This is a genomic window from Hymenobacter sp. NBH84 (assembly GCF_014217645.1).
Lineage (GTDB): Bacteria > Bacteroidota > Bacteroidia > Cytophagales > Hymenobacteraceae > Hymenobacter > Hymenobacter profundi.
Genome location: NZ_CP043644.1, coordinates 1,866,331 through 1,888,826, shown reverse-complemented (window position 1 = coordinate 1,888,826; position 22,496 = coordinate 1,866,331). Strand labels below are relative to the sequence as shown.

Here is a 22,496-nt window from a genome sequence, read left to right as displayed (position 1 = left end):
AGTAGGAAAGGCCGTTGGGTAAGTACCAGAGAGACAGTTAGGGAGTGCAGAGTAAGGCTATCAGGCTAAACAAGAGCAGGATGAAGCCAATAAATAATAATTGCCAGTGGTTTTTTGACAAACTGGTGTGCTCCGGTTTCCATTCGTTACGATGCATAGAGGGTAGGAGTGAAGCAAATAGTTAGGAGTGAAAATAGCGGAAAACCGGGCTATCGACGTGACGTTTTTAGTACTTGCCGGGGCGGGGTAGCTTTAGGAGCAGCCTTCAATTCTTCTCTGCGCCGTTGTTCCACTAGGGCATTGCTCCATATATAGACGGTGGCGTTGTTGGTCAGCGTGTTCTGTTCATAGCCCAGGTACGCTTTTTCGCCCTGCCAGACGTGTTTCTCTACGTGGTCGTTGGCTTGATAGCCAGGGCCATATAAATCAGAAAAAGCCTCCAGCATACCCCGGCTGTTGGCGTCGCCCTGGGTTGTGAGACGTACCGTAATGAGCTTGCCTTTATAAAAGTAGTAGAGAATGCTGGCGGCCTGCGCCTGTCCGATTTGGTACGAGTCGGTTGTGCGACGGTATATTTTGGTGTGACCGGTGGCATCCACCAGCACCAGGTTGCGGAAGGCAGAGATAGGCGTTTCAAATGTTACATCCCGAAATCCATACGTGCGGTCTAGTTGCTGCAAGCCATCGGCGGTGGGAGCAGTAGCAAATGCATCAACAGGTTGCTGCTGCGCCTGTGCTATTGGGCAAGCAAAGAAAAGCGCACTAAGTAAAAGAGCGGAAAGTAGCGTACGAGGCATACCCGGAAACGAATAAAAGGGACGGTATGAGAGTATTGCAGACATTAGTGTTTGCCGCTAACGATAACGGTCAAGTACAACATGCCTGTGAAAATTCACTCAAAACACAAGCCAAACGCACTTCTCAAAGAAAAAAAGTCCTATTTCTTTGTCTGATTTAGATAATATAGATGATGGATAGCACGATAAGGAGAAAGGCTAAGTCGCATAGTCCGTGGCATACGTAAAGAGTAGAACAAATAAGAGAGGCTATGCAGTAGGAGAATTAGACGTAGACTCCGACAGTAGGAGGGGAGTTGGCGCGTCATCGGGTAGCACTTCGGCACCGCTGTCGGCGTCGGGCACCAGACGCTTCCAGGCGGCCTGTTTCAGTTCATCGAGGCGGCTTAGTGCATCGAGGATGGTGGTGTTGCTTTGTACTTTATGGAAAAAGCCAGTTTTGTGGCCGGCCTGTATCAGCTGCTCCAGCACCAGGGGGAGCACCCAGCCTACAACGTTGGAGGCCAGCGCCCCGCGTAGCCCCAGGCGCACTAGCACCCGTGCGGCCATGCGCTCCAGTAGCAGCGCCCGCGCGGCCGGAAGCGCCTTGCTGGTAACAAAGTCGCTGACCAGCTGCATATTGCCTTTCTGAATTTCTGCCTGTAGTACATCGTGTACTGCGGTAAGCGCCGTGGCTACGGCCCGACGGAAAAGCTGGCCCGTTTGCCAGGCTGCCAGACTGGTAGATTTGGCAGCTTGCAGGAGGCGGGGCAACAGAGCAGAGGTATTCATGCGAAATATAAAGGGGCTTAGGAAGCAAAAAGCGAGGAATGGGGCATAACTTCCTGTTATGCAGCAAACTAACCGCTATTATAAGTGCAGCAAAATTTCCGAGGTCAAATTTCGCTACTTGTTGCGTCTTTTCGCGCTGGATTTGACGGCTTCGGACGCGGCCCGGCTGACGGGTCTGAGCGTACGCGCGGTCAACGACATATACCTGCGCCTGCGCCACCGGCTGCTAGCTTGCAGCCCGGTGCCGGCTGACCTGGACGGGGCCGTCGAACTGGACGAGAGCTACTTCGGCCCGCGGCGCGTACGCGGCAAACGGGGCCGGGGAGCGGGGGGTAAAACCATTGTCTTTGGCCTGTTCAAACGCGGGGCTCAGGTATACACGGAAATCGTCCCGGATTGCTCGAAAAAGACCCTGCAAGCTATTATTCGGGGTAAGATTGATGTCACGGCGATGGTCAACACCGATGGCTGGCGCGGCTATGATGGCTTGGTGGACGTGGGCTACGACCGTCATTTTCGGGTGCATCATGGGCAGAACGAGTTTGTCCAGGGAGCCTCGCATATCAACGGGATTGAATCATTTTGGAGCTTTGCCAAAGCCCATCTGCAACGCTTCAAGGGCGTGCCCAACCATACGTTTTTACTACACTTGAAAGAGGCCGAGTTTCGCTTCAATCATCGCCACGAAGACCTGTACAAACTCTTACTTAAATTGCTTCGTCAACAGCCCCTCTAATTAGTTTTGCTTCCTAAGCCCCATATAAAATAGGACGGAAGAAGTTGTCTTTGTACGTAGCAAAGCTGCTGGGAAGATGCTATTTTTGTAGATTCTTACGTAGTGCGTTTTTCCATTTATGCCCGCTTTTCTCCTGGATATCAATTTACAGCAACTGCCTGATGAATACCTGGCCGGCGAGTGGCGGGTAGCAGACCGGGTGCTGAACCGCACGGCACCCGATAGCGCACTGGCCCTGGCCACGCGCTTTCTGCTGTCGCCGGGCATGCTGAAGGTGGAAGCGCCGCAGCAGGAGAAAACCGGCTCGTGGGCCGTGCAGCGCGACGAGTTGTTGCAGCGCCCCTACCTGCAACTAACGCTGCCCCAAGAAGATACTCGCGCCCTGATTACGCGCATGCGCCGCTCGCCCGATGGGCGGGAAAGCCGTTTGAACCTGTATTTCCTGTCAGGAATGGAATTACAACTCACGCGCCCGTAACCGCTTTATTAACCTCTACACCTGTCTTCGTATGGATGATGCTGCCCACGCCGCCATTTCGCACTCGGCTGATCAGGAAAACGCTCAGTTTCTCTTTCTGGCTGAGGTAATTCCGCAGTTGGTCTGGATTACCGATCCGGAAGGGTATCACACCTACTTCAATCAGCACTGGATTGATTTCACGGGCTACGATGTAGAAGCCAGCAAGGGCACCGAAATGTGGAACAACCTGCTGCACCCCGACGACCGGCAGCGTGCCCGTGACCGGTGGAGCCACTCGCTGCGCACGGGCGAGTTCTACGAGATTGAGTACCGGTTTTTGTCGAAGCAAGGCGGCTACCGCTGGTTTCTGGGGCAGGCCCTGCCCCAGCGCAATGCCGAAGGCACCATCGTGCGTTGGTTTGGTACCTGCACGGATATTCAAGGACAGAAAGAGAAGGAAGAGCAACTGCGCCAGCGCGAGCAGGAACTCACGACGCTGGCCAATGCTATTCCACAAATGGCCTGGATGGCAGAGCCCAATGGTCATATCTTTTGGTACAACGAGCGGTGGTACGAGTACACGGGCACTACCCTGGAGCAGATGCAGGGCTGGGGCTGGCAGACCGTTATGCATGCCAACTATGTAGACGGCATTACGGAGCGCTTGAGCCGTGCCTTTGAATCAGAGGATTCCTGGCAGGATACCTTCCCTATTCGGAGCAAGGAGGGCGAGTACCGTTGGTTTTTATCGCGGGCCGTGCCGCTGCGCGATGAGAACGGCAAGGTGCTGCGCTGGTTTGGTACCAATACGGATGTGACCGAGCAAAAACAATTGCAGGAGCAGGTAGAGCGTTCCTACTCCGATCTGGAGGCTAAAATTACCTTCCGCACGCTAGAGCTGGAGCATCAGGTGCAGGAACTGCGCCAGCGTCTGGGCGAGGCATAAGAGTTCCAATGAAAGGTAGTAACAGTGAAAAACGGCTTAGTAGGCCGTTTTTTCGCTTTATACCAACGTTGATTTCGTGGTTGCGGTACAAGGGTGAAACGATTCGTCTTTCCTACCCTCCCGTGCTATGCAAGCCATTGTGATTACCGCCGCTGGCGGTCCCGAAAAACTACAACTTCAGCAGGCGCCTACGCCTACCCCCGCTGCGCACCAGGTATTGGTGCGGGTGCAGGCCGCCGGCGTCAACCGCCCCGATGTGCTGATGCGCCAGGGCAAATACGCCGGCGCCGGCGACGTGGCGGGCATGGTGCCGGGCCTGGAAATAGCGGGCACTATAACGGAGTGCGGCGCCGACGTAACCCGCTGGCAGCCCGGCGACGCCGTATGTGCCCTGCTGCCGGCCGGCGGCTATGCCGAGTACGCCGCCGTGGATGCCGGCCATTGCCTACCCCTGCCCGCTGGGTGGAGCCCTGCCGAAGCCGCTTCCCTACCTGAAACCGTGTTTACGGTGTGGCACAACGTGTTTGAGCGCGGTGCGCTGCAACCCGGCGAAACCCTGCTGGTGCATGGGGGTAGCAGCGGCATTGGCATCACGGCCGTGCAGCTGGCGCACGCGTTGGGTAGCCGGGTGGCGGCTACGGCCGGTACAGAAGCCAAGTGCGACGCCGTGCGGGCACTGGGTGCCGAGTGGGCCATCAACTATAAAGAAGAAGACTTTGAGCAAGTGCTGCACGCCGCTGGTGGGGTAGATGTGGTACTGGATATGATTGGTGGCGACTACACGGCCAAAAACCTGCGCTTGCTCCGGCCCGATGGTCGGCTGGTGTTCATCAATGCCATGCAGGGCGCGCAGAGCGAGTTCAACGCGCTGGAGGTGATGCAGCGCCGCCTTACCATTACGGGGAGTACGTTGCGGCCTCGCTCCACTGAGTTTAAAGCCCGCTTGGCCGCCGCTGTAGAGCGCCATGTGTGGCCGCTACTAGCGGCAGGGCAATTTCGGCCGGTTATCTACCGCACCTTTGCCTTGGCCGAAGCTCAACAGGCACACGAGCTAATGGAGTCCAGCGAGCATATCGGAAAAATTGTGTTAACAATAGATTGAGTGGTAACTTGCCGGGCTAAATCCAATTAATTCCCAATGCCACATTCCTGTTACACCCTGCCTCTTGCTCGCCGGGTAGGGCAAGCCATTGTCTGGCTTACACTATTTCTGCTGGGGCCCGCTGCTCTAGCCGAAACCATAAAATCGCCCAACGGTCAACTTATCCTCGATTTCTCCCTGCAAAACGGGGGCGTACCTACCTACCACCTCACCTACAAAGGACGTGACGTCATCAAAACCAGCACATTAGGGCTGGAGCTGAAAGATGCACCGTCCCTAACCGATGGATTTGCTGTGGCCAGCACCAAAAGCGCCGCCATCAACCAAAGCTGGCAACCGGTGTGGGGCGAGGTGAAAACCATTCGCAACCACTACAACGAACTGGCCGTGACACTCACGCAGGCCGCTACCCAGCGCACCGTGCTGGTGCGCTTCCGGGTGTTTGATGACGGCCTGGGATTCCGCTACGAGTTTCCGCGCCAGCCCAACCTGGGGTATTTTGTGGTGAAGGAGGAAAAGACGCAGTTTGCCCTGGCCGGCGACCACAAGGCCTTCTGGTTGCCCGGCGACTACGACACGCAGGAGTACAGCACCGTTACCTCCAAGCTCTCGGAGGTGCGCGGGCTGATGAAGGCAGCCACCACGCCCAACGCCTCCCAAACGCCGTTTTCGCCTACCGGCGTGCAAACGCCGCTCATGCTCAAAAGCAAAGATGGGCTGTACATCAACATCCACGAAGCGGCGCTGGTTGATTATTCGTGCATGTCGCTGGAGCTCGACGACAAGAACATGGTGCTGACTTCGCACCTCACGCCCGACGCGCAGGGCAACAAGGGCTACCTGCAAACGCCCTGCCTCTCGCCTTGGCGCACCGTACTAGTGAGCGACCGGGCCGGTGATATTCTGGAATCCAAGCTGGTGCTGAACCTTAACGAGCCTACCCGGTTCAAGGACACGTCTTGGATCAAGCCTACCAAGTACGTAGGCGTGTGGTGGGAGATGATTACGGGCAAGAGCACCTGGGCCTACACCAACATGGACAACATCAAGCTCGACAGCATTGACTACAGCAAGGTGAAGCCCAACGGCACCCACGCCGCCAACACGGCCCACGTGAAGGAGTACATCGACTTTGCGGCCCAGCACCACCTCGACGCCGTGCTGGTAGAAGGTTGGAACACGGGCTGGGAAGACTGGTTTGGCAAGAGCAAGGATTACGTGTTCGACTTCGTGACGCCCTACCCCGACTTTGATGTGGAGGAACTGCACCGCTACGCCAAAGGCAAGGGCATCAAGATCATCATGCACCACGAAACCAGCGGCTCGGTGCGCAACTACGAGCGCCACCTCGACTCGGCCTTTCAGTTCATGAACAAGCATGGTTACGACGCCGTGAAAACCGGCTACGTAGGCGACATCCTGCCCCGCGGCGAGTATCACTACGGGCAGTGGACGGTGAATCACTATAACTACGTGCTGGAAAAAGCCGCTGAGCACCACATTATGGTAAACGGCCACGAGGCCGTGCGCCCTACCGGCCTATCCCGCACCTACCCCAACCTGATTGGCAACGAAGCCGCTCGCGGCACCGAGTACGAGGCCTTTGGCGGCAACAACGCCGACCACACTACCATTCTGCCCTTCACCCGCCTCATTGGCGGCCCGATGGATTATACACCGGGCATCTTTCAGACTAAGGTGAGTGCCTATAATCCGCAGAACAACTCCTTCGTGCACAGCACCCTGGCCCGCCAACTGGCTTTGTATGTAACCATGTACAGCCCGTTGCAAATGGCCGCCGACCTACCCGAAACCTACAACAAGTTCCTCGACGCGTTTCAGTTTATTGAAGACGTGGCCGTGGATTGGGACGACACGAAAGTGCTGGAAGCCGAGCCTGGCGACTATGTGACCATCGCTCGTAAAGCCAAAGGTACAAACAACTGGTTTGTAGGCAGCTCGTGCGATGAAAACGGCCGTACGTCCAGCATCAATTTCGCCTTCCTCGACCCCGGCAAAAAATACACCGCCACGATTTACGCCGACGCCAAAAATGCGCACTATGAGAAGAACCCGCAGGCCTACCAAATTCGCAAGATGACTGTCACCAGCAAAACCAAGCTGAAGCAGTACTGCGCCCCCGGCGGCGGCTACGCCATCAGCGTAATGGCTGGGAAGTAGTATAAGGGATACAGAGAAAAGGTGTCATCCTGAGCTTGCGAAGGACCTTCTCACGTTTGACGAGTCGTTGTTATGACTGTCGTTCTAGCGTGAGAAGGTCCTTCGCTGCGCTCAGGATGACACCTTTTTTCCTCTATCCATCATATATACCTACCGCATCACCAAGCACATAGGGGTAGGCACTTCTGCGGATTGCCCGGTGGGCGTGAGACGGCCCGTCGATTTATCAATGCGGAAGGAGACGATGTTGTTGCTGCGCTGATTGGCTACCAGCAGCATCTGGCCATCGGGGGTGAGGGTGAAGTTGCGAGGCCAGTTGCCGAGCACCGACTCGTGCTGCACCGGCCTGAGGCGGCCGCTACCCTGGTCCACGGCAAACACCACGATGCTGTTGTGGCCGCGGTTGGAGCCGTACAGAAACCGGCCGTCGGGCGAGAGATGTACGTCGGCGCAGTAGCTCTCGCCGGTGAAATCGGCCGGCAGCGTGGATACTACCTCGATTTCCTGGAACGTGCCCTGGGTCGCGTCGTACGTTAGGGCTGTCATGGTGGAGTTTAGCTCGCTGATGAGATAGGCGCGGCGGCCGTCGGGCGTGAAAATCAGGTGGCGCGGGCCGGCGCCTGGTTTTGTGCGAAACGCCACCGTGGGCCGTAGTTGGCCCAGGCGGGCATCGGCCAGCGGGTAGCCATACACGGTATCTGTGCCCAAATCAACGGAAAAAGCAAAGCGGCCAGCCGGGTCGGGGAGGAAGCAGTGGGCGTGGGGCGTGGTCTGGTTGGCGTGCGGCCCTTTGCCCTGGTGCTGATCGAAGAGGGTAGCCGGGCCGATGCCGCCGTTGGGCTGCACGGGCAAGGCGGCCACATTGCCGCCCACGTAGTTGGCCACCAGCACCAGTTTCTCGGGCGCATCGAGGCTGATATAACAAGGGGCCCCGCCCCGCGAGGCCTGCCGGCTGAGCAGCGTCAGGTCGCCCTCGGTGGGGCGGCGGGGTAGGGCAAAGGCGCTGACGCCCCCGCTGGGCTGGCCTTCATACTCCGTGGTTTCGTTCACGGCGTAGAGGTAGCGGCGTTTTTTGTCCAGCGTGAGGTAGGTAGGGTTGGCGCCGGCCCGGTAGCCGCGCACGCGCGTGAGGGCGCCAGTGGTGCCATTGAGGCGATACAGGAAAATACTCTCGGCATCGGCCCCGGCGTTGGTGCCCACGTACAGCAGCTGCTCATCATTGCTGCCGCCGGGGAGCGAGGCAGCACAGGAGAGCAGGGGGATGCCCGCCAGGCCCAGGCCGGCGGTGCGTAGAAACTGGCGGCGCGAGGCCGAAAAGCGGATGGCAGTCATGCGGGAGAGGCGCTAAACGAAACCCCAAGGTAACAACATCGGGCTAGCTGCCGCCGTACAAGCCTCGTTTACCGGCCAAAGGTTTCTTGGGCCGTTTCATCTGTAAAGCCGATTGACATGAAAAAGTCACTGTTTCTTGCTGCTGTATGTTCGTTGCTGCTGGGTGCCGGGGAACTGGCGTTGGCGCAAACTGCCCCCATGCAGAGCGATACCACTAAGGTGAAAATGAATAAGAAGCACGCCAAGATCAAAACCGACGATGGCAAGGCGAAAATCAACCGCAAAAAAGACAAAGCCCGCGTGAAGGGTGATATGATGAAGACCATGCCGCAGCAGATGCGCTAAGCTCATCTGTTCTTCAGGAAGCGCCCTTTATGTTGCTGTCGTATTTAATCTAATCCTCTCTCCCCATGAAAAAGCTGCTGTTTGCCGCTAGTCTGTTTTCCCTGTCGCTCAGTGCAGCCGTGGCCCAAACCGCCCCCATGCAAGGCACAATGCAAGGCGATAAAGTGAAGGTCAAAGAAGATAAACTGAAGGCCAAGGACAAAGACGCCGACGCCAAAGTGAAGGCCAACGACAAAAAGGCCAAGATGAAAACCGAGGATGGTAAGGTGAAAGCCAACGCCAAAAAAGGCACCATCAAAGGCAAGGGCGAAGCCGCTGACATGCGCTAAGCGCGTTGCAACGGCTCTGCTGAATTGAAAAAAGGCTTCTGCGCACGCGGAAGCCTTTTTTCGTGCGCTTGGTTGGGCCGTAAGAACAGTTCGGCAGCTATCAGCGTACGCTAAGGCAATCCTTACGTCACGCAAAGTACCTCATGAAAACTGCCTTAGTAATCGGCGCCACCGGCTTGGTGGGCGACTACCTGCTGCGCCAGCTGCTCTCCGACGACCAGTACGACAAGATTCACGTCTTCACGCGCCGCCCTACCGGCTACTCCAATCCTGATAAGCTGGAGGAGCACCTGATCGATTTCGACCGGCCCGCCGAGTGGCACGACCTGCTGCGCGGCGACGTGCTGTTCTCGTCTCTGGGTACTACCCTCAAGCAGGCCGGCAGCCAGGAGGCGCAGTATAAAGTAGATTACACGTATCAATACGAAGCCGCTGCCGCCGCGGCCCGCAATGGCGTGCCCGCTTACGTGCTCATTTCTTCCGCCGGCGCTGACCCCGATGCCTTTGTGTTTTACTCCCGCATGAAGGGCGAGCTGGAGCGTGATGTGGAGAAGCTGCCGTTTCAGCGCATCCGGATTTTGCAGCCGGGTATCCTGGCCGGTCCGCGCGACGAGGCGCGCCTGGGCGAGAAGGTAGGGGTAGTACTATCGCTGCTGTTCAGCAAGTTGCCGGGGCTGCATCAGTATCGGCCCTACCACGGCCGCACGGTGGCGCAAGCTATGCGCGCCGCCGCCCAGGACACGACGCCCGGCATTCGCATCAGCACACTGGGGCAGGTGTTTGAGGAGATGGGAGAGTAGAGGACGTAGAAACCGTCTGTCCTCCTGAGCAGCGCGAAGGACCTTCTGCCGCGTAAACGACTATCGTAAAAACGACTCGTTCTGCGGGCAGAAGGTCCTTCGCGCTGCTCAGGATGACAGAGTTTATAAGCTGCCTACAGCGCTTTCTGCACAGCCGCGATCAGCTCAGCTTGAGTCAATTCCTTCTCAAAGGTGATGCGCTGATTTTTTTTAGTGTTGACAATCAGCGTGTACGGAATAGCGCCCGACCACTTCTTATCCAGCTTAGTCAGCCACGCGTTGGGGTCCGGCTCGTTCATCAGCAGCACCTCCGATTTCAGTCCACGCTTCTGCACGAAGGGTACTACCTTCTTATCGAGTAGGGTAGGCGTATCCATACTCACCAACAGCACCTTCACTTTTTTGCTAGCATACTCGGCGTTCAGCTGCTCGAAGTTGGGCAGCTCCTTGATGCAGGGGGCGCACCAGGTAGCCCAGAAGTTGACCACGTAAGTGGTGTCGCTGGGCTGGTCGAGGCGCTTTGCCAGATCAGTGTATTTGACAGGCTGCACTGTTTGAGCCGTGGCAAGGGTAGGGGCGAGCAGCAGGCTGCCGAGGAGAAGTTGCGGGAGTTTCATGAGATGCTAAATGAAAAGGCGCGGCTTTTGTTCCGTCCTTTCGGTCGTTTCAAGACCAAAGGTGCCTGACCTATATCGTTGTGCTGTTTGCCGGCAATCCTGATAGGGCTCTGAGCCCTGTCAGGATTGCACTCAGGTATACCAGTCGGCTACCTTCGGCATCGGACCAGAGCCTATAACTTGTACCTTTGTCCTACTCGCAACTTTCGCCCTTTCGCGCCGGTTTTCCTATTATGAATAAGACGTATTGCCCCAGCCTCACCGAATATAAGCGCCGCCTCAGCCGCGAAGTCAAAATTGGCGACCTGCCAATGGGCGGCCTGAACCCCATTCGGGTGCAGAGCATGACCACCGTGGATACCATGGATACGCTGGGCTCGGTGGAGCAAACCCTACGCATGGTAGAGGCCGGCTGCGAGTACGTGCGCATCACGGCGCCTAGCGTGAAAGAGGCGCAGAACCTGCTGGAAATCAAGAAGGAGCTGCGCAAGCGCGGCTGCAACGTGCCCCTCATTGCCGACATTCACTTCACGCCCAACGCCGCCGAGCTGGCGGCCCGCATCGTGGAGAAAGTGCGCGTGAACCCCGGCAACTACGCCGACAAAAAGAAATTCGACCTCATTGAGTATACCGATGCCAGCTACGCCGCTGAGGTAGAGCGCATTCGGGAGCGGTTCCGGCCGCTGGTGCAAATTTGCAAGCAGTACGGCACCGCCATGCGCATTGGTACCAACCACGGCTCGTTATCCGACAGAATATTAAGTCGTTATGGCGATACGCCGCTGGGCATGGTAGAGTCGGCGTTGGAGTTTTTGCGGCTCTGCGAGGAGGAGAACTACTACGACGTGGTGCTGTCGATGAAGGCTAGCAACACGCAGGTGATGGTGCAGGCTTACCGCCTGCTGGTGCAGAAGCTCGACGAGGAAGGCCTACAGCCCTACCCCCTACACCTGGGCGTGACCGAGGCCGGCGAAGCCGAAGACGGCCGCATCAAAAGCGCCGTGGGCATCGGGACACTACTAGAAGACGGCCTCGGCGACACCGTGCGCGTGTCGCTCACCGAGGCCCCCGAAGCCGAAGCACCTGTAGCCAAAGCTCTGATTGACCGCTACACGCACCGCGCCGAGGAAGCCAAGCCTATTGTAGCTGTTAGCTCAGAGCCGTTAGCTGATAGCTTCTCGTCAGACGAAGCTAACAGTCAACAGCCATCAGCCAACAGTTATACTATCCCCATCGACCCATTTCAATACCACCGCCGCCAAACGCGTGAGGTAGGGAATCTGGGTAGCCAAAACGTGCCCCGCGTAGTGGTGGATTTCTCGCGCCTACCCTCGGTAGAGTACGCTGATTTACGCGCCGCCGGGCACCTGTATTCGGCTTTCCTCGACAAGTTCCAAATGAGCGACCTGGGGGCCGACTACCTCTACTCGGGTCAGCGTCCGGTGCCGTTTATGCTGCCCAATGGCCTGAAGGAAATCGTGGACTATGCGGCCTGGTTGGATGCCGGCCGTCGGCACGAGCACTACCCGCTGCTCACGCCTCAGGAGTATGCCGCGGCCACGGTGAGACATCAGGCGCTAAACTTCGTGCGCTGCGAGTTGGCGACCCTCACGCTCGACCTGCTGAACCAGCTGCGCCAGGACCATACGGCCGTGCTCATCCTGCGCACCGACAACGCCCACGCCATGCCAGAAATCCGGCGGGCGTTCTTTGAGTTGCTGAATAAGGAGGTCAACAACCCGGTCATCATCCAGCGCCAGTTCCCCCAACTCACCGCCGAGCAAACCCAGCTCTACGCCGCCACCGACGTAGGCGGTCTGCTTCTCGATGGCCTCGGCGACGGCGTATTGCTCAGCACCGAACTGCTGCCCGAACGCCCGAAAACCGAGTGGCTCCAGACCCTCGATCAGCTCAACCAGTTGAGCTTCGGTATCTTACAAGCGGCCCGCACTCGCATGAGCAAGACGGAGTACATCAGCTGCCCTAGCTGCGGCCGTACCCTGTTCGACCTCCAGGAAACCACCGCCATGATTCGCAAGCGCACCGACCACCTCAAGGGCGTAAAAATCGGCATCATGGGCTGCATCGTAAACGGCCCCGGCGAAATGGCCGACGCCGACTACGGCTACGTGGGGGTAGGAAAAGGCAAAATTGCCCTCTACCGCGGCCAGGAAGTCATCAAGAAATCGGTGCCGGAAGAACGCGCCGTGGATGAGTTGATTGAACTCATGCGCGAAGACGGACGGTGGATTGAGCCGGTATTGGTGGAGGAGCCGGTAGGGGTGTAAGAGCCCCTCTACTAAGCAGTATGTCTGTAGTTGCGGAAATAGAGAACGTCCATCTGATTACTGAGTACTTTGGCCATTGGCCATCATTTCATGATGCAGAAATCATAAGCGTGTGCTTTACTAGGGACGTGCAAGCAGGATGGTCTACTATTCTAATGCAGCTATACGTCTGTGAAAAGTGGAATGAGTCAGTAAACTGCGGTGTAGTAGACTTAGAATTTCTAAGAGTGCATGTTAGTGAGCTTGATGGATTTAACCATCAGAATGTCATCTTTAATGTCGAGTTGTCTAAAGAAGCTGGCTTAGTACAGTGGCAGAATACAACGTCCTATGGTGCGGAGATATTCATCGCAGCAGAAATGATTAGAGTGAAATCGGTACGCCCTAAAACATAACCGCCGCTCCCGCGTCTACCCACTCATGAAACTACGCGTCATCTTAACGGGCGCTACCGGCATGGTAGGCGAGGGCGTCCTGATTGAGTGCCTGCACCACCCGGAGGTAGAGCAGGTGCTATCCGTGAGCCGCCGGGCCAGCGGCATGAAGCACCCCAAGCTGCGGGAGATATTGCATGAGGATTTCCACGACCTTACTGATATTCAAGACCAACTGGTGGGTTACGACGCCTGCTTTTTCTGCCTGGGCGTGTCGTCGGTGGGGATGAAGGAGCCGGAGTACCGCCGTCTTACTTACGACCTGACCCTGCACTTCGCCCAAACCCTACTCCCTCGCAACCCCGGCCTTACGTTTTGCTTTGTCTCCGGCGCGGGCACCAACCCTACTGGTCGTCAGATGTGGGCGCGCGTGAAGGGTGAAACTGAAAATGCGCTGCTTCAGCTGGGCTTCAAAGACGCCTATATGTTTCGGCCGGCCTTTATGCGCGCCACGCCGGGGCAGCAGCGAGTGAAAGGCTACTACAAATTTATTGGGTGGCTCTATCCCGTGCTGCGGCGGCTGTTTCCGAAGTATATCTCGACGCTGAAGGAGGTAGGGCAGGCCATGCGGCATGTGGCTCAGCGCGGCTACCCCAAGCACGTGCTGGAAGTGCCCGATATCGTGCAGCTGGCCAAGGAATAAAAAGAAAAGAGCGCCCCGCAGGGCGCTCTTTTCTTTGAAGGAGGGTAGGCGGGGCTACTGCCGCGCCACGCGGTAAATAACTCCGTTCGTGTCGTCAGATACCAGTAGCGAGCCGTCGCGGTTTACGGCCAGGCCTACTAGGCGGCCGAAGTGGGAGTTCCTACTATTCACCAGGAAGCCGGATAAGAAATCATCAAACCGGGTGGGCTGGCCGTTTTCGAAATGTACCCGCACCACTTTGTAGCCCACCGGCGAGCTACGGTTCCAGGAGCCGCGCATGGCTACGAAAGCATCGTTCTGGTACTCCTGTGGGAACTGCGTGCCGGTGTAGAACACCATGGCCATAGGAGCGGAGTGTGCCTGATAGCTGAGGGTAGGGTTAGTGGTGCGCTTGGCGTACTCGGCGTAGGTGGTGCCCGATGGCCGGTCGCTGGGGTTGTAGTTGCCTGCGCCATAGATGTAGGGCCAACCGTAGTCGGCGCCGTCGGTAATTTTGTTGAGTTCTTCCTGCTGCTCGTCGTCGCCCAGCCAATCAATGCCGTGGTCCATGCCCCAGAACTCCTTGGTTTGCGGGTGCCAGCCGAAGCCAATGGTGTTGCGCAGACCCTTGGCAAAGATGCGCCGGTCCGAGCCGTCGGCATTGGCTACCAGCATGGTCGCGTTTTCCGGGTTCGGCTCGGGGCAGGAGTTGCAGGTACTACCTACCGACATATACAGCTTGCCATCGGGGCCGAAAGCCAGCGTACGGTTGGGGTGCTGCCCGCCGTCGGGTAGGTCGCTCAGTAGCAGTTGGGGCCGGCCCAGTGTGCCGTCGGCCATGTTGATATCGGTGGAGTACAGCTCATTCACCGACATCACGTAGAGCCTACCGCCCTGTATGGCTAGGCCATGCGCCTGCCGGATGGTAGCTACTATCTTCTGGATGTCGGCTTTGCCGTCGTTGTTGGTGTCTTGCAGGAGCGTAACGGTGCCCGAAGCCCGGTCCGATACGTACACATGGCCCGCATCGTCTACGGCAATAATGCGGGGCTTGCCTACTCCTTCCGCAAACTTATTGACTGCAAAGCCAGCCGGCACTTTCAGCTGCTGCACGTTTGCTTCGGTGGCCGAGGTCAGCGCGGGGTAGAACACGAAGCCCTGAATCTGAGCCGTGGTAGGCTCTTTTTCGTTTTCCGGTATCATCGTGTCCAGGTCGTTGCTATCATCGCTGCAACCAACCAGGCTACCTGCCGAAACTGCCAATGCAAAGGTAAATTTCTTCCAAAGATTCATAGCGCAAATGAAGGGGTTACACAAGACACTCTTCGTCCAGCAGCCATCTGGCTGCTACCGACGTGTATCCGGTTGTAACGTGCTGAATTTCTCTGGGTTATGCGCTTAAAGAGCAAAGGCAAATCAAGCAGAACCGTAGCAGAAGACTGGTATCGGGAGAAGTTAAGCGGATTGGTACTACTATCCTGTACCTGATTATAAAATAAGTATCAGATAATAAGGAATATGTATGGTATTACTGTTGAGTTGCTGCCGAGGCGGGCAGACCTGAGGGTAGGCATTCAAACAACATGAAGTTTTGATGAAGAAGTTAAGTAAAGTTGCTTCTCAAGTTGCCAGCAGCACGCGGTGGCGTCAGACACGTGTGCTTTCCAGCGGGTGTAAGAAACGCCTTTGTCCTGCACGTTACAGGCGTGCGCCAGCACGGTTCTCAGCGCATTACTTGCACCTTTCTTTCCGCCGCGTGTCGATGATGTGCGCGATTTTCCAGCCAGCGGCCAGCTTCACCAGTTGAAATGAGTTGTAGCCGCAGTGGCTGAAGGTGTTACCTAGGTAGAACTCATAGGGCGTCCAGACGCTGGCCAGGTTGGCATCAACGAGAACTTTATCGAAGGTGATGCGCTCATCCCACACCTGCTGGTGGGGTGTGCCCACTGCTTTCAGAAAGTCCGCTGGGTTTTCGGGCTGCACCTGCGTAGCGCCGCTGCGGCTGCTGATGGTATGAAACACGGCCCCCGGTGCGATGGTGCTGCGCACCAGGGTGCTGTCGCCTTTGCGCATGCCCTCAAAGAACGTTTGGATGGTTTGCTTCACGGCGGCCGTTTCGGCGGTGGTGCTTTGTTGCGCTACGGCTGGGGCACTGGCGCATAGAAGCGCAAAGGCGGGTAGAAAAGCTTTCATGGAAGAGAAAGAGGCGTAAAAGTTTGGGTAAACTAAATCATTCCGGTCGGGGTAGTGTTATCTTGCCGTACCCAATACCCAAACTTCTATGCGTACGAAAGGCTTGTTTGACTTCAGTCCGGTATTCGGTTATTTCTTCCGTAAGAACGACCCAAACCGTAAGACCAACTTCAACCTGCGTACCATGCACTTCATTAATAAAGTGAGCATGGCGATGTTTCTGGTTGGTTTGATCGTGTTGCTTTACCGCTGGTTTATCCGCTAATAGTGTAGTAGGGGCGCATAGTATGCGCCCTTTTTGTTGTTGGTTTTTTCCGTTTTCTACCTGCGCGCACTCAGCCCGGCCAACGGGCGTATGCAGCGTGCGCCCTGCTACCTTTCTCATCGTGAACATTGAGGAATTCCGCGACTATTGCCTTCTCAAAGCCGGCGTGACGGAAGAGTTGCCCTTCGGCCCCGAAACGCTTGTATTCAAGGTAGGGGGTAAAGTGTTTGCCCTCACGCCCATCGAAACCTTCGCCAGCGTCAACCTGAAGTGCGACCCAGCCCGCGCCGTGGAGCTACGCGAGCAGTACGACTACGTGCTGCCCGGCTACCACATGAATAAAAAGCACTGGAACACCGTGCTGATTGGCACCGGGGCTAGTTACTCGCAGTTGCACCAGTGGATTGATCATTCCTATGATCTGGTGCTGGCTTCCCTACCCAAAGCGCAGCGCACAGCTATTCTACAGGAGCACGCAGCCTCCTAAGCGCAGGTAGTTCTGCGGACGCTTCCGTTAGAAGCCAAGCAAAAGGAGGGCAAGTAATTGATTACAGAGGTTTACTACCACTGAACCACGCTATGTGCGAGGCTTAGACTTAATTGGGTAATGGGGTAGGGTAGAGTTGTACGCGGCGAAGGCATTTGCATAGTACTTGCAAGAAAAACGGACTTTGTATAAGCTGTCTGTTGTGTGCAACGATATGTCGAAAAAAACAAGAAGGTATTTTGTAGGCTGCATCATAATGTACATTATGCAGGATTACCCCTTGTTTTAATATGAAACATTGATGCATTAATAGTTTTACTATACATTTGACGTGCGATAGATAAAAGAATTTAGTACAAAAGGCTCTATGAACTTAAGTATTCTGCTTGCGCTGGCCCTGCTGCTGTTTGGCACAGAGGGCTATTCCCAAACCATCTGCTTCGAGAACTACCAGGAGAAAATAGTGGCTTCCTCGCGCAAGGCCTTGGCCACAGCGAAGACCGACAAGGAGCGGGATTCCCTGCGGTTTGCGCCGTCCGATGAATTGAAGCGCCTGGTAGGCTGTGCAATGCCTGACTTCACGGCGCAGGATGTACAAGGCCGGCCACTCAGCAAGCAGGCGTTGAATGGTAAGGTAGTGGTCATGAACTTCTGGTTTATTGGCTGCAAGCCTTGCCTTGCCGAGTTGCCGGCTCTGAATGACCTAGTAGAGCAGTATAAAGGCCAGGAAGTAGCGTTTGTGGCCTTCGGAACGGACTCGAAGCAGCGCATCGTCGATGATTTCCTGGTAAAGCAGCCTTTCGAATTTCAGCACGTGGCCGACGGTAAGCGCTACGCCGACACCTTCTTAGCCACGGCGGCTGGCTTTCCCCTGACCCTGGTTTTCGACCAACAGGGCGTGCTGCAATACGTTCACTCGGGCGGCTACATTGATGAGCGCGCCAAAACGGCTATCTACCAGCAAGTGTCGCCGGTGGTGGCCCGGTTGCTCAAGAAATAAAAGCCGGCTTCAGTAGTTTTCCCTGATAGAAAAACATACAGCCCGTTATCCTTATTTGCAACAATGTTGCAAATAAGGATAACGGGCTGTATGTTTGCTGGACGAAACCGGGTGGCCTTGTGTACCGAACGGCTGCAACACGACGATGCATACCGACCGTTGCGCGAGTGCCCTGGTTTGCTGCTGCCGCTGCTCCATGACCTTTTTCCTCTTTGTTGTATGATGCACTCGCCCCTTTCCGATTCCCTACCCCGCAAGCTTCCCGTTACCGTGCTCAGCGGCTTTCTGGGAGCCGGCAAAACCACGCTGCTCAACCACATCCTGCACAACCGCGCCGGCCTGAAAGTGGCCGTGATTGTGAATGACATGAGCGAGGTGAACGTGGATGCCAACCAGGTAGCCCGCGAGGGTGGCCTCTCGCGCACCGAGGAAAAGCTGGTGGAAATGAGCAATGGCTGCATCTGCTGCACCCTGCGCGAAGACCTGATGCTGGAGGTGGAAAAGCTGGCCCGCGAAAACCGCTTCGACTACCTGCTCATCGAAAGCACGGGCATCTCGGAGCCACTGCCCGTGGCCCAGACCTTCAGCTTTGTGAGCGAAGACGGCACGCTGGACCTGAGCCGCTTCGCGCGCCTCGACACGTTGGTAACGGTGGTCGACGCGCTCAACTTCGCCCGCGACTTCGGCAGTATGGACCGCCTACCCGACCGCCACCTGCACGACGCCGACCCGCACGACCAGCGCACCATTGTGAATCTCCTGACCGAGCAGGTGGAGTTTGCCAACGTACTCGTGCTCAACAAAGCCGACCAGGTGAGCACGCAGCAGCTAGGTGAGATGACGGCCATTCTACATAAGCTCAACCCCGCCGCCCGCATTGTATCCGCCTCGTTTGGCAAGGTAGCGCCCGCCGATATTCTTAACACGGGCCTGTTCAACCTGGAAGCAGCCGAGCAGACGATTGGCTGGCAGGAAGAACTAGATAAGGCCCACCACACGCCCGAAACCGAGGAATATGGCATCCGCTCGTTTGTGTTCCGCGAGGCGCGGCCGTTCCACCCGGTGCGCTTCTGGCAGTATATCAGCGAGCAGTGGCACCCGGGCATCATCCGCAGCAAGGGCCTGTTCTGGCTGGCCTCCCGCCCCAACGATGCCCTGAACTGGGGCCAGGCCGGCGGCTCGCTCCGGGCCGAAAGTGCCGGCTCCTGGTGGGCCGCCGTGCCCAACCCGGAGCAGCACCCGGTGTTCCAGGAAAACCGCGACGTTATTCTGCAACGCTGGAGCCCGCAGTTTCAGGACCGCCTCAACGAACTGGTTTTTATTGGGCAGGACATGCCCGAGGCACAAATCCGGCAGGAGCTGGAAGGCTGCCTGTGCACCCCCGAAGAAGTGCAGCGCTGGCAGCGCGGCGGCGCCTTCCAAGACCCCTGGCCGCAACTGTAGCTCACCATTTCGCTAACCGAATGAAGCCCTACCTCTGCCGCGACTTAGTCTCGCAGTAAGGGTAGGGCTTCATGGCCGTTGTAGGTAGCCCGGAGGCGCGCAAGGTCTACCCTTGCCGCGACTTGGCCTCACGCCAGCTGAACTCGGGTTCGTAACCCAACACACGGCGTGCTTTCTCAATCGAAAGCAGGGTTTCGTGCTCGGCCAACTCTTTCCGTACCGGCACGGTAGGGAAGGTGGTAGCCATCAGCTCGGCCGAGGGCGTGGTCATCACCGTGTCGGCGTTGGCAATGATGAAGGCGTGCATACCAGTGGCCTGCCACTCAATGGCTTTGCGAATGGCCTGGGAGCCGTCGCGGGCGTCAATGTACGACCACATGTTCCACTTGCGCTCTTCGGGGTCGTCGTTGAAAGACGGGAACTTGGCGTAGTCGCTGGGTTCCATTACGTTGGAGAAGCGCAGGCCCACGAGTTTCATATCGGGCGTCTGGTAGCAGAACTGGCGGGCCATGTCTTCCATCAGCACCTTGGCCAGGGCGTAGGCGCTCTTAGCGCGCAGAGGGTAGTCCTCGTCTACCGGGGCGTAGGGCGCGGCTTCATCGAACGGCTCCCCAAGCGTGGTTTCGCTGGATGCCCAGATGACCTGGTGAATGCCCAGCCGCCGCGCCGCCTCGAAGACGTTGTAAGTACCCATGATGTTGTTCTGAAACAAGTGGGCATCAGGGTATTGCCGGGGGGTAGGGTAGGCCGCCAGGTGCACAATGGCATCGAAAGCCTTCGGGGCCACGCCGGCATGAATTTCATGCCCCACGGAAGACAGCGCGTCCAGCGTCTGGCCAAAGTCGGCCAAGTCGGCAATGATGCCCGGCACGCCCTCGGCAGGCACCGTGTCGACTACAAATACATCGTAGTTGTGGGCTAATAGATCGGCTACGCAGGCCTTGCCCAGTTTGCCGGCACCGCCCGTCACCAGAATGCGCGGGCCCGTCGGTTGTTGTTTCTTGCTCATAAGATGCTATACGGCCAGCACCCAGCCGGCACGTGCCAGCCGTCCGGCCACGGGCGTATACGGAAAAAGCGACTCGTTGGCGCAGTGGGTAGAGATACAAGATTATGTGTCTTATCGTTGCAGTCGTTGCCCGTCATGCTGAGCTTGTCGAAGCATGACAGGCAACGATGAGATTACCTCATGCGCTTCAAGCTGACAATAAGCCGGTAAGCTCCCCGGTATACGTCAGTGTGAGTTGGTGCATGGCCCGGGTGCACGCCACGTAGAGCATCCGCTTATCAACCTCCGTTTTATACTGCCGAGCAGAGGCAAAGGGCACCAACACCGCATCAAACTCAAGCCCTTTTGCCAGGTGCGCCGATGTCAGGATAATACCTTCCCGAAAGGTGGTAGACTCCGGCGTGAGCAGTTGTACATCAGACGCTTGCAGTGCCTGATATACTTCTTCGGCCTGCCGTTGCGTTTTGCAAATGATGCCCAGTGAATGATACCCCGAGCCGTTGAAATCGATTACTGCCTGCTGAATAGCCGCCAGTTCCTCGCTGTGACTATTGCAACGTATCAGTTGTGGCTCCGGACCGTGTCGCTCCAGCGGAATGATATCGGGATTGGGCGTGATGCGCTGCGCAAAGGCGGTAATTTCCAAGGTAGAGCGGTAGCTGCGGTGCAGCTTCATTACCTCGGCCTGTGGAAAAACGCGCTCAATGGTTTCGGCCGAGGAGGCGCTGTACGGATTCACCGTTTGGCTCACGTCTCCCAGAATCGTTTTACGGCACCGGAACAAGCGCGACAGCACGGCGTACTGCATGGGCGTGTAGTCCTGCATCTCATCTATGAGTAGGTGCTTCACGTGTTCGTAGGCGGGAATGCCTTCCAGGCGCAGGCGGAGGTAGATGAGAGCAAACACATCGGCGTATTCCAGGTGCAGGCGGTGGTGGTCGAGCTTCAGCAACTCGGGGCGGCCCATCCACTGGTAGAAATCCCGGTAGAAGTCCAGCACGTTGTTGAAGCGAAACAAGCGGGGAAGGGCTTCACCAATGATGGATTTCTCCCTACCCGTGAGCTTGCGGCCGGTGGCGTCGCGCACGTAGGTGCGGATATCCTGCGCCACCTGCGCAAAGCGTTTCAGGAGCGGCACCCGGTGGTAGGCCTTAAACTTTTGCTGAATAACCGCAGCCGGCACCACCGTGCTACCCACCCGCAACTCCCGCGCCGCGAAGTAGTTGTTCTCCACATGAATCAGGTACTGGTTCAGCTTGCTCAGGAACTCAAACGACGATTTGAACTGGATGCGTTCGATGAAGGCGGAGTCGTGCTTGTCCAGCAACGCCGCTACCTGCTCGAAGAACGTCTGGAACGAGTACCGGCTGTCGAGCAGGTCGGCGGCCAGCTCCTCCATGCCCAGCTCGGGAATGTGCTCCTCGCCCAACTCGGGTAGCACGTTGGAAATGTAGTCGGCAAAGACCTTGTTGGGCGAGATGATGAGGATGTCCTTGGCCGCAATGGTTTCGCGGTAGCGGTAGAGTAGGAACGCCAACCGGTGCAGGGCAATGGAGGTTTTGCCCGAGCCGGCCACGCCCTGAATAATCATCACCGGCGCGGTTTCGTTGCGAATCACCGCGTTCTGGTCGCGCTGAATGGTGGCTACGATGGTCTTCATTTTGTCATCCGAAGACTTGGCCAGCTCCTGTTGCAGCACGTCGTCGTGGATGTTCACGCCGCTGTCGAGCAGGAATTCCAGGCGACCATCGCGGATTTTGTACTGCCGTTTCCGCTCGATGGTGCCCTGCACTTCGCCCTTGGGGGTAGGGTAGGCGGCGTCGCCCAACTCATAATCGTAGAATAGGGAGGAAATAGGCGCGCGCCAATCGTAGATCAGGTTCTGACGGTGCTGCTCATCAAAGAAAGAATGCACGCCGATGTAGACAGGCTCCCCTGCTTTGCCCTGCGGCGCGAAATCTAATCTTCCAAAATACGGCGACTGGATGAGCTTGAAGAGCTTGCGCTTACGGGACACCGCGGCCTCGCCGGTAAACGCCATGCGGTCGATGGACTGGCCAGCGGCCACCATATCCGCGTCGTCCATACCCGACTGGTGCTCGTGGATATACTGCTTTTTCTGCCGCAGCTCGCTGGAAAACTGCTTCACGGCCTCATCCACTCGTCGGATGGCCAGCGTCAGCTTCTCCTTGATTTCTTCCAGGTATTCGCGCTCTTCTTGCTCGGTTGCGTTCATCACGGATTGTACTTGCTAAAACGGCCGCAAAGGTGGCCGCAAATTCATCAGAAAAGAAGCCCATCTGAGTGCTCAGATGGGCTTCTGCATGGGTCATTATCTG

The 22,496-nt window shown here is 57.0% G+C and carries 23 protein-coding genes; 15 read left to right on the top strand and 8 right to left on the bottom strand.

The genetic code is table 11. The features are described from left to right. Positions 1–209 precede the first annotated feature (209 nt). On the bottom strand, positions 210–797 hold the full coding sequence (locus tag F1C16_RS07920) for a hypothetical protein (protein ID WP_185283782.1): 588 nt from the start codon (positions 795–797) through the stop codon (positions 210–212). 249 nt (positions 798–1,046) lie between these two features. Further along, the gene (locus F1C16_RS07915; protein ID WP_185283781.1) at positions 1,047–1,568 is read right to left on the bottom strand and encodes a hypothetical protein; all 522 of its coding nucleotides are present in this window, start codon (positions 1,566–1,568) and stop codon (positions 1,047–1,049) included. 58 nt (positions 1,569–1,626) lie between these two features. On the opposite strand from F1C16_RS07915, the gene F1C16_RS07910 reads away from it, so the two are divergent. From F1C16_RS07910 to F1C16_RS07890, 5 genes are all read left to right on the top strand, one after another. Beyond that, the gene (locus F1C16_RS07910; protein ID WP_185281262.1) at positions 1,627–2,304 is read left to right on the top strand and encodes an IS1595 family transposase; all 678 of its coding nucleotides are present in this window, start codon (positions 1,627–1,629) and stop codon (positions 2,302–2,304) included. Positions 2,305–2,422: 118 nt separating this feature from the next. Beyond that, positions 2,423–2,782 carry a hypothetical protein gene (locus F1C16_RS07905; protein WP_185283780.1) on the top strand — a complete coding sequence of 120 codons (360 nt, stop codon included), beginning with the start codon at positions 2,423–2,425 and terminating at the stop codon, positions 2,780–2,782. A 31-nt stretch (positions 2,783–2,813) separates the two neighbouring features. After that, entirely contained in the window at positions 2,814–3,710 is an 897-nt protein-coding gene (locus tag F1C16_RS07900; RefSeq protein ID WP_185283779.1) for a PAS domain-containing protein, read from the top strand. 127 nt (positions 3,711–3,837) lie between these two features. Next, positions 3,838–4,812, top strand: a complete 975-nt coding sequence (locus F1C16_RS07895) for an NAD(P)H-quinone oxidoreductase (RefSeq protein WP_185283778.1) — start codon at positions 3,838–3,840, stop codon at positions 4,810–4,812. A gap of 36 nt (positions 4,813–4,848) precedes the next feature. Further along, positions 4,849–6,993: a glycoside hydrolase family 97 protein gene (locus F1C16_RS07890; protein WP_185283777.1), complete on the top strand. Its 2,145-nt coding sequence runs from the start codon at positions 4,849–4,851 to the stop codon at positions 6,991–6,993. 150 nt (positions 6,994–7,143) lie between these two features. Here the strand turns inward: F1C16_RS07890 and F1C16_RS07885 are convergent, their stop codons facing one another. Beyond that, positions 7,144–8,325 (bottom strand): lactonase family protein, encoded by a 1,182-nt coding sequence (locus tag F1C16_RS07885; protein WP_185283776.1) that lies wholly within the window; start codon positions 8,323–8,325, stop codon positions 7,144–7,146. A 117-nt stretch (positions 8,326–8,442) separates the two neighbouring features. Here F1C16_RS07885 and F1C16_RS07880 point away from each other — a divergent pair, with 117 nt between their 5' ends. From F1C16_RS07880 to F1C16_RS07870, 3 genes are all read left to right on the top strand, one after another. Beyond that, on the top strand, positions 8,443–8,670 hold the full coding sequence (locus F1C16_RS07880; protein WP_185283775.1) for a hypothetical protein: 228 nt from the start codon (positions 8,443–8,445) through the stop codon (positions 8,668–8,670). A 65-nt stretch (positions 8,671–8,735) separates the two neighbouring features. Beyond that, positions 8,736–8,999 carry a hypothetical protein gene (locus tag F1C16_RS07875; protein WP_219161582.1) on the top strand — a complete coding sequence of 88 codons (264 nt, stop codon included), beginning with the start codon at positions 8,736–8,738 and terminating at the stop codon, positions 8,997–8,999. Between the two features lie 143 nt (positions 9,000–9,142). Then, positions 9,143–9,799, top strand: coding sequence for an NAD-dependent epimerase/dehydratase family protein (locus tag F1C16_RS07870; protein WP_185283774.1), 657 nt, complete (start codon positions 9,143–9,145; stop codon positions 9,797–9,799). A gap of 134 nt (positions 9,800–9,933) precedes the next feature. On the opposite strand, the gene F1C16_RS07865 is transcribed toward F1C16_RS07870, so the two are convergent. Further along, positions 9,934–10,416, bottom strand: coding sequence for a TlpA family protein disulfide reductase (locus F1C16_RS07865; RefSeq protein ID WP_185283773.1), 483 nt, complete (start codon positions 10,414–10,416; stop codon positions 9,934–9,936). A gap of 233 nt (positions 10,417–10,649) precedes the next feature. Between F1C16_RS07865 and ispG the strand changes: the two genes are divergently transcribed. The 3 genes from ispG to F1C16_RS07850 are packed head-to-tail and all read left to right on the top strand — an operon-like array spanning position 10,650 to position 13,781. Beyond that, entirely contained in the window at positions 10,650–12,704 is a 2,055-nt protein-coding gene (gene ispG, locus F1C16_RS07860) for a (E)-4-hydroxy-3-methylbut-2-enyl-diphosphate synthase (RefSeq protein ID WP_185283772.1), read from the top strand. 20 nt (positions 12,705–12,724) lie between these two features. Beyond that, positions 12,725–13,099 (top strand): Imm50 family immunity protein, encoded by a 375-nt coding sequence (locus F1C16_RS23330; protein WP_185283771.1) that lies wholly within the window; start codon positions 12,725–12,727, stop codon positions 13,097–13,099. 25 nt (positions 13,100–13,124) lie between these two features. Then, a complete protein-coding gene (locus F1C16_RS07850; protein WP_185283770.1) occupies positions 13,125–13,781 on the top strand; it encodes an epimerase in 657 nt (218 codons plus the stop codon). 54 nt (positions 13,782–13,835) lie between these two features. Here F1C16_RS07850 and F1C16_RS07845 read toward each other — a convergent pair whose 3' ends face one another. Continuing rightward, complete coding sequence (locus F1C16_RS07845) at positions 13,836–15,053, bottom strand: sorbosone dehydrogenase family protein (protein WP_185283769.1); 1,218 nt, start codon at positions 15,051–15,053, stop codon at positions 13,836–13,838. A 438-nt stretch (positions 15,054–15,491) separates the two neighbouring features. Continuing rightward, positions 15,492–15,953, bottom strand: a complete 462-nt coding sequence (locus F1C16_RS07840) for a nuclear transport factor 2 family protein (RefSeq protein ID WP_185283768.1) — start codon at positions 15,951–15,953, stop codon at positions 15,492–15,494. Between the two features lie 88 nt (positions 15,954–16,041). Here F1C16_RS07840 and F1C16_RS07835 point away from each other — a divergent pair, with 88 nt between their 5' ends. The 4 genes from F1C16_RS07835 to F1C16_RS07820 all read left to right on the top strand — a co-directional run bounded on the left by F1C16_RS07835 (position 16,042) and on the right by F1C16_RS07820 (position 19,148). After that, entirely contained in the window at positions 16,042–16,218 is a 177-nt protein-coding gene (locus F1C16_RS07835) for a DUF6728 family protein (protein WP_185283767.1), read from the top strand. 121 nt (positions 16,219–16,339) lie between these two features. After that, entirely contained in the window at positions 16,340–16,705 is a 366-nt protein-coding gene (locus F1C16_RS07830; protein ID WP_185283766.1) for an MmcQ/YjbR family DNA-binding protein, read from the top strand. Positions 16,706–17,072: 367 nt separating this feature from the next. Beyond that, positions 17,073–17,705 carry a TlpA disulfide reductase family protein gene (locus F1C16_RS07825; RefSeq protein WP_185283765.1) on the top strand — a complete coding sequence of 211 codons (633 nt, stop codon included), beginning with the start codon at positions 17,073–17,075 and terminating at the stop codon, positions 17,703–17,705. A 222-nt stretch (positions 17,706–17,927) separates the two neighbouring features. Continuing rightward, positions 17,928–19,148 (top strand): GTP-binding protein, encoded by a 1,221-nt coding sequence (locus F1C16_RS07820; protein WP_185284261.1) that lies wholly within the window; start codon positions 17,928–17,930, stop codon positions 19,146–19,148. Positions 19,149–19,254: 106 nt separating this feature from the next. Here F1C16_RS07820 and F1C16_RS07815 read toward each other — a convergent pair whose 3' ends face one another. Further along, positions 19,255–20,157: an NAD(P)-dependent oxidoreductase gene (locus tag F1C16_RS07815; protein WP_185283764.1), complete on the bottom strand. Its 903-nt coding sequence runs from the start codon at positions 20,155–20,157 to the stop codon at positions 19,255–19,257. Positions 20,158–20,344: 187 nt separating this feature from the next. Further along, entirely contained in the window at positions 20,345–22,393 is a 2,049-nt protein-coding gene (locus F1C16_RS07810; RefSeq protein WP_185283763.1) for a 3'-5' exonuclease, read from the bottom strand. Positions 22,394–22,496 lie beyond the last annotated feature (103 nt).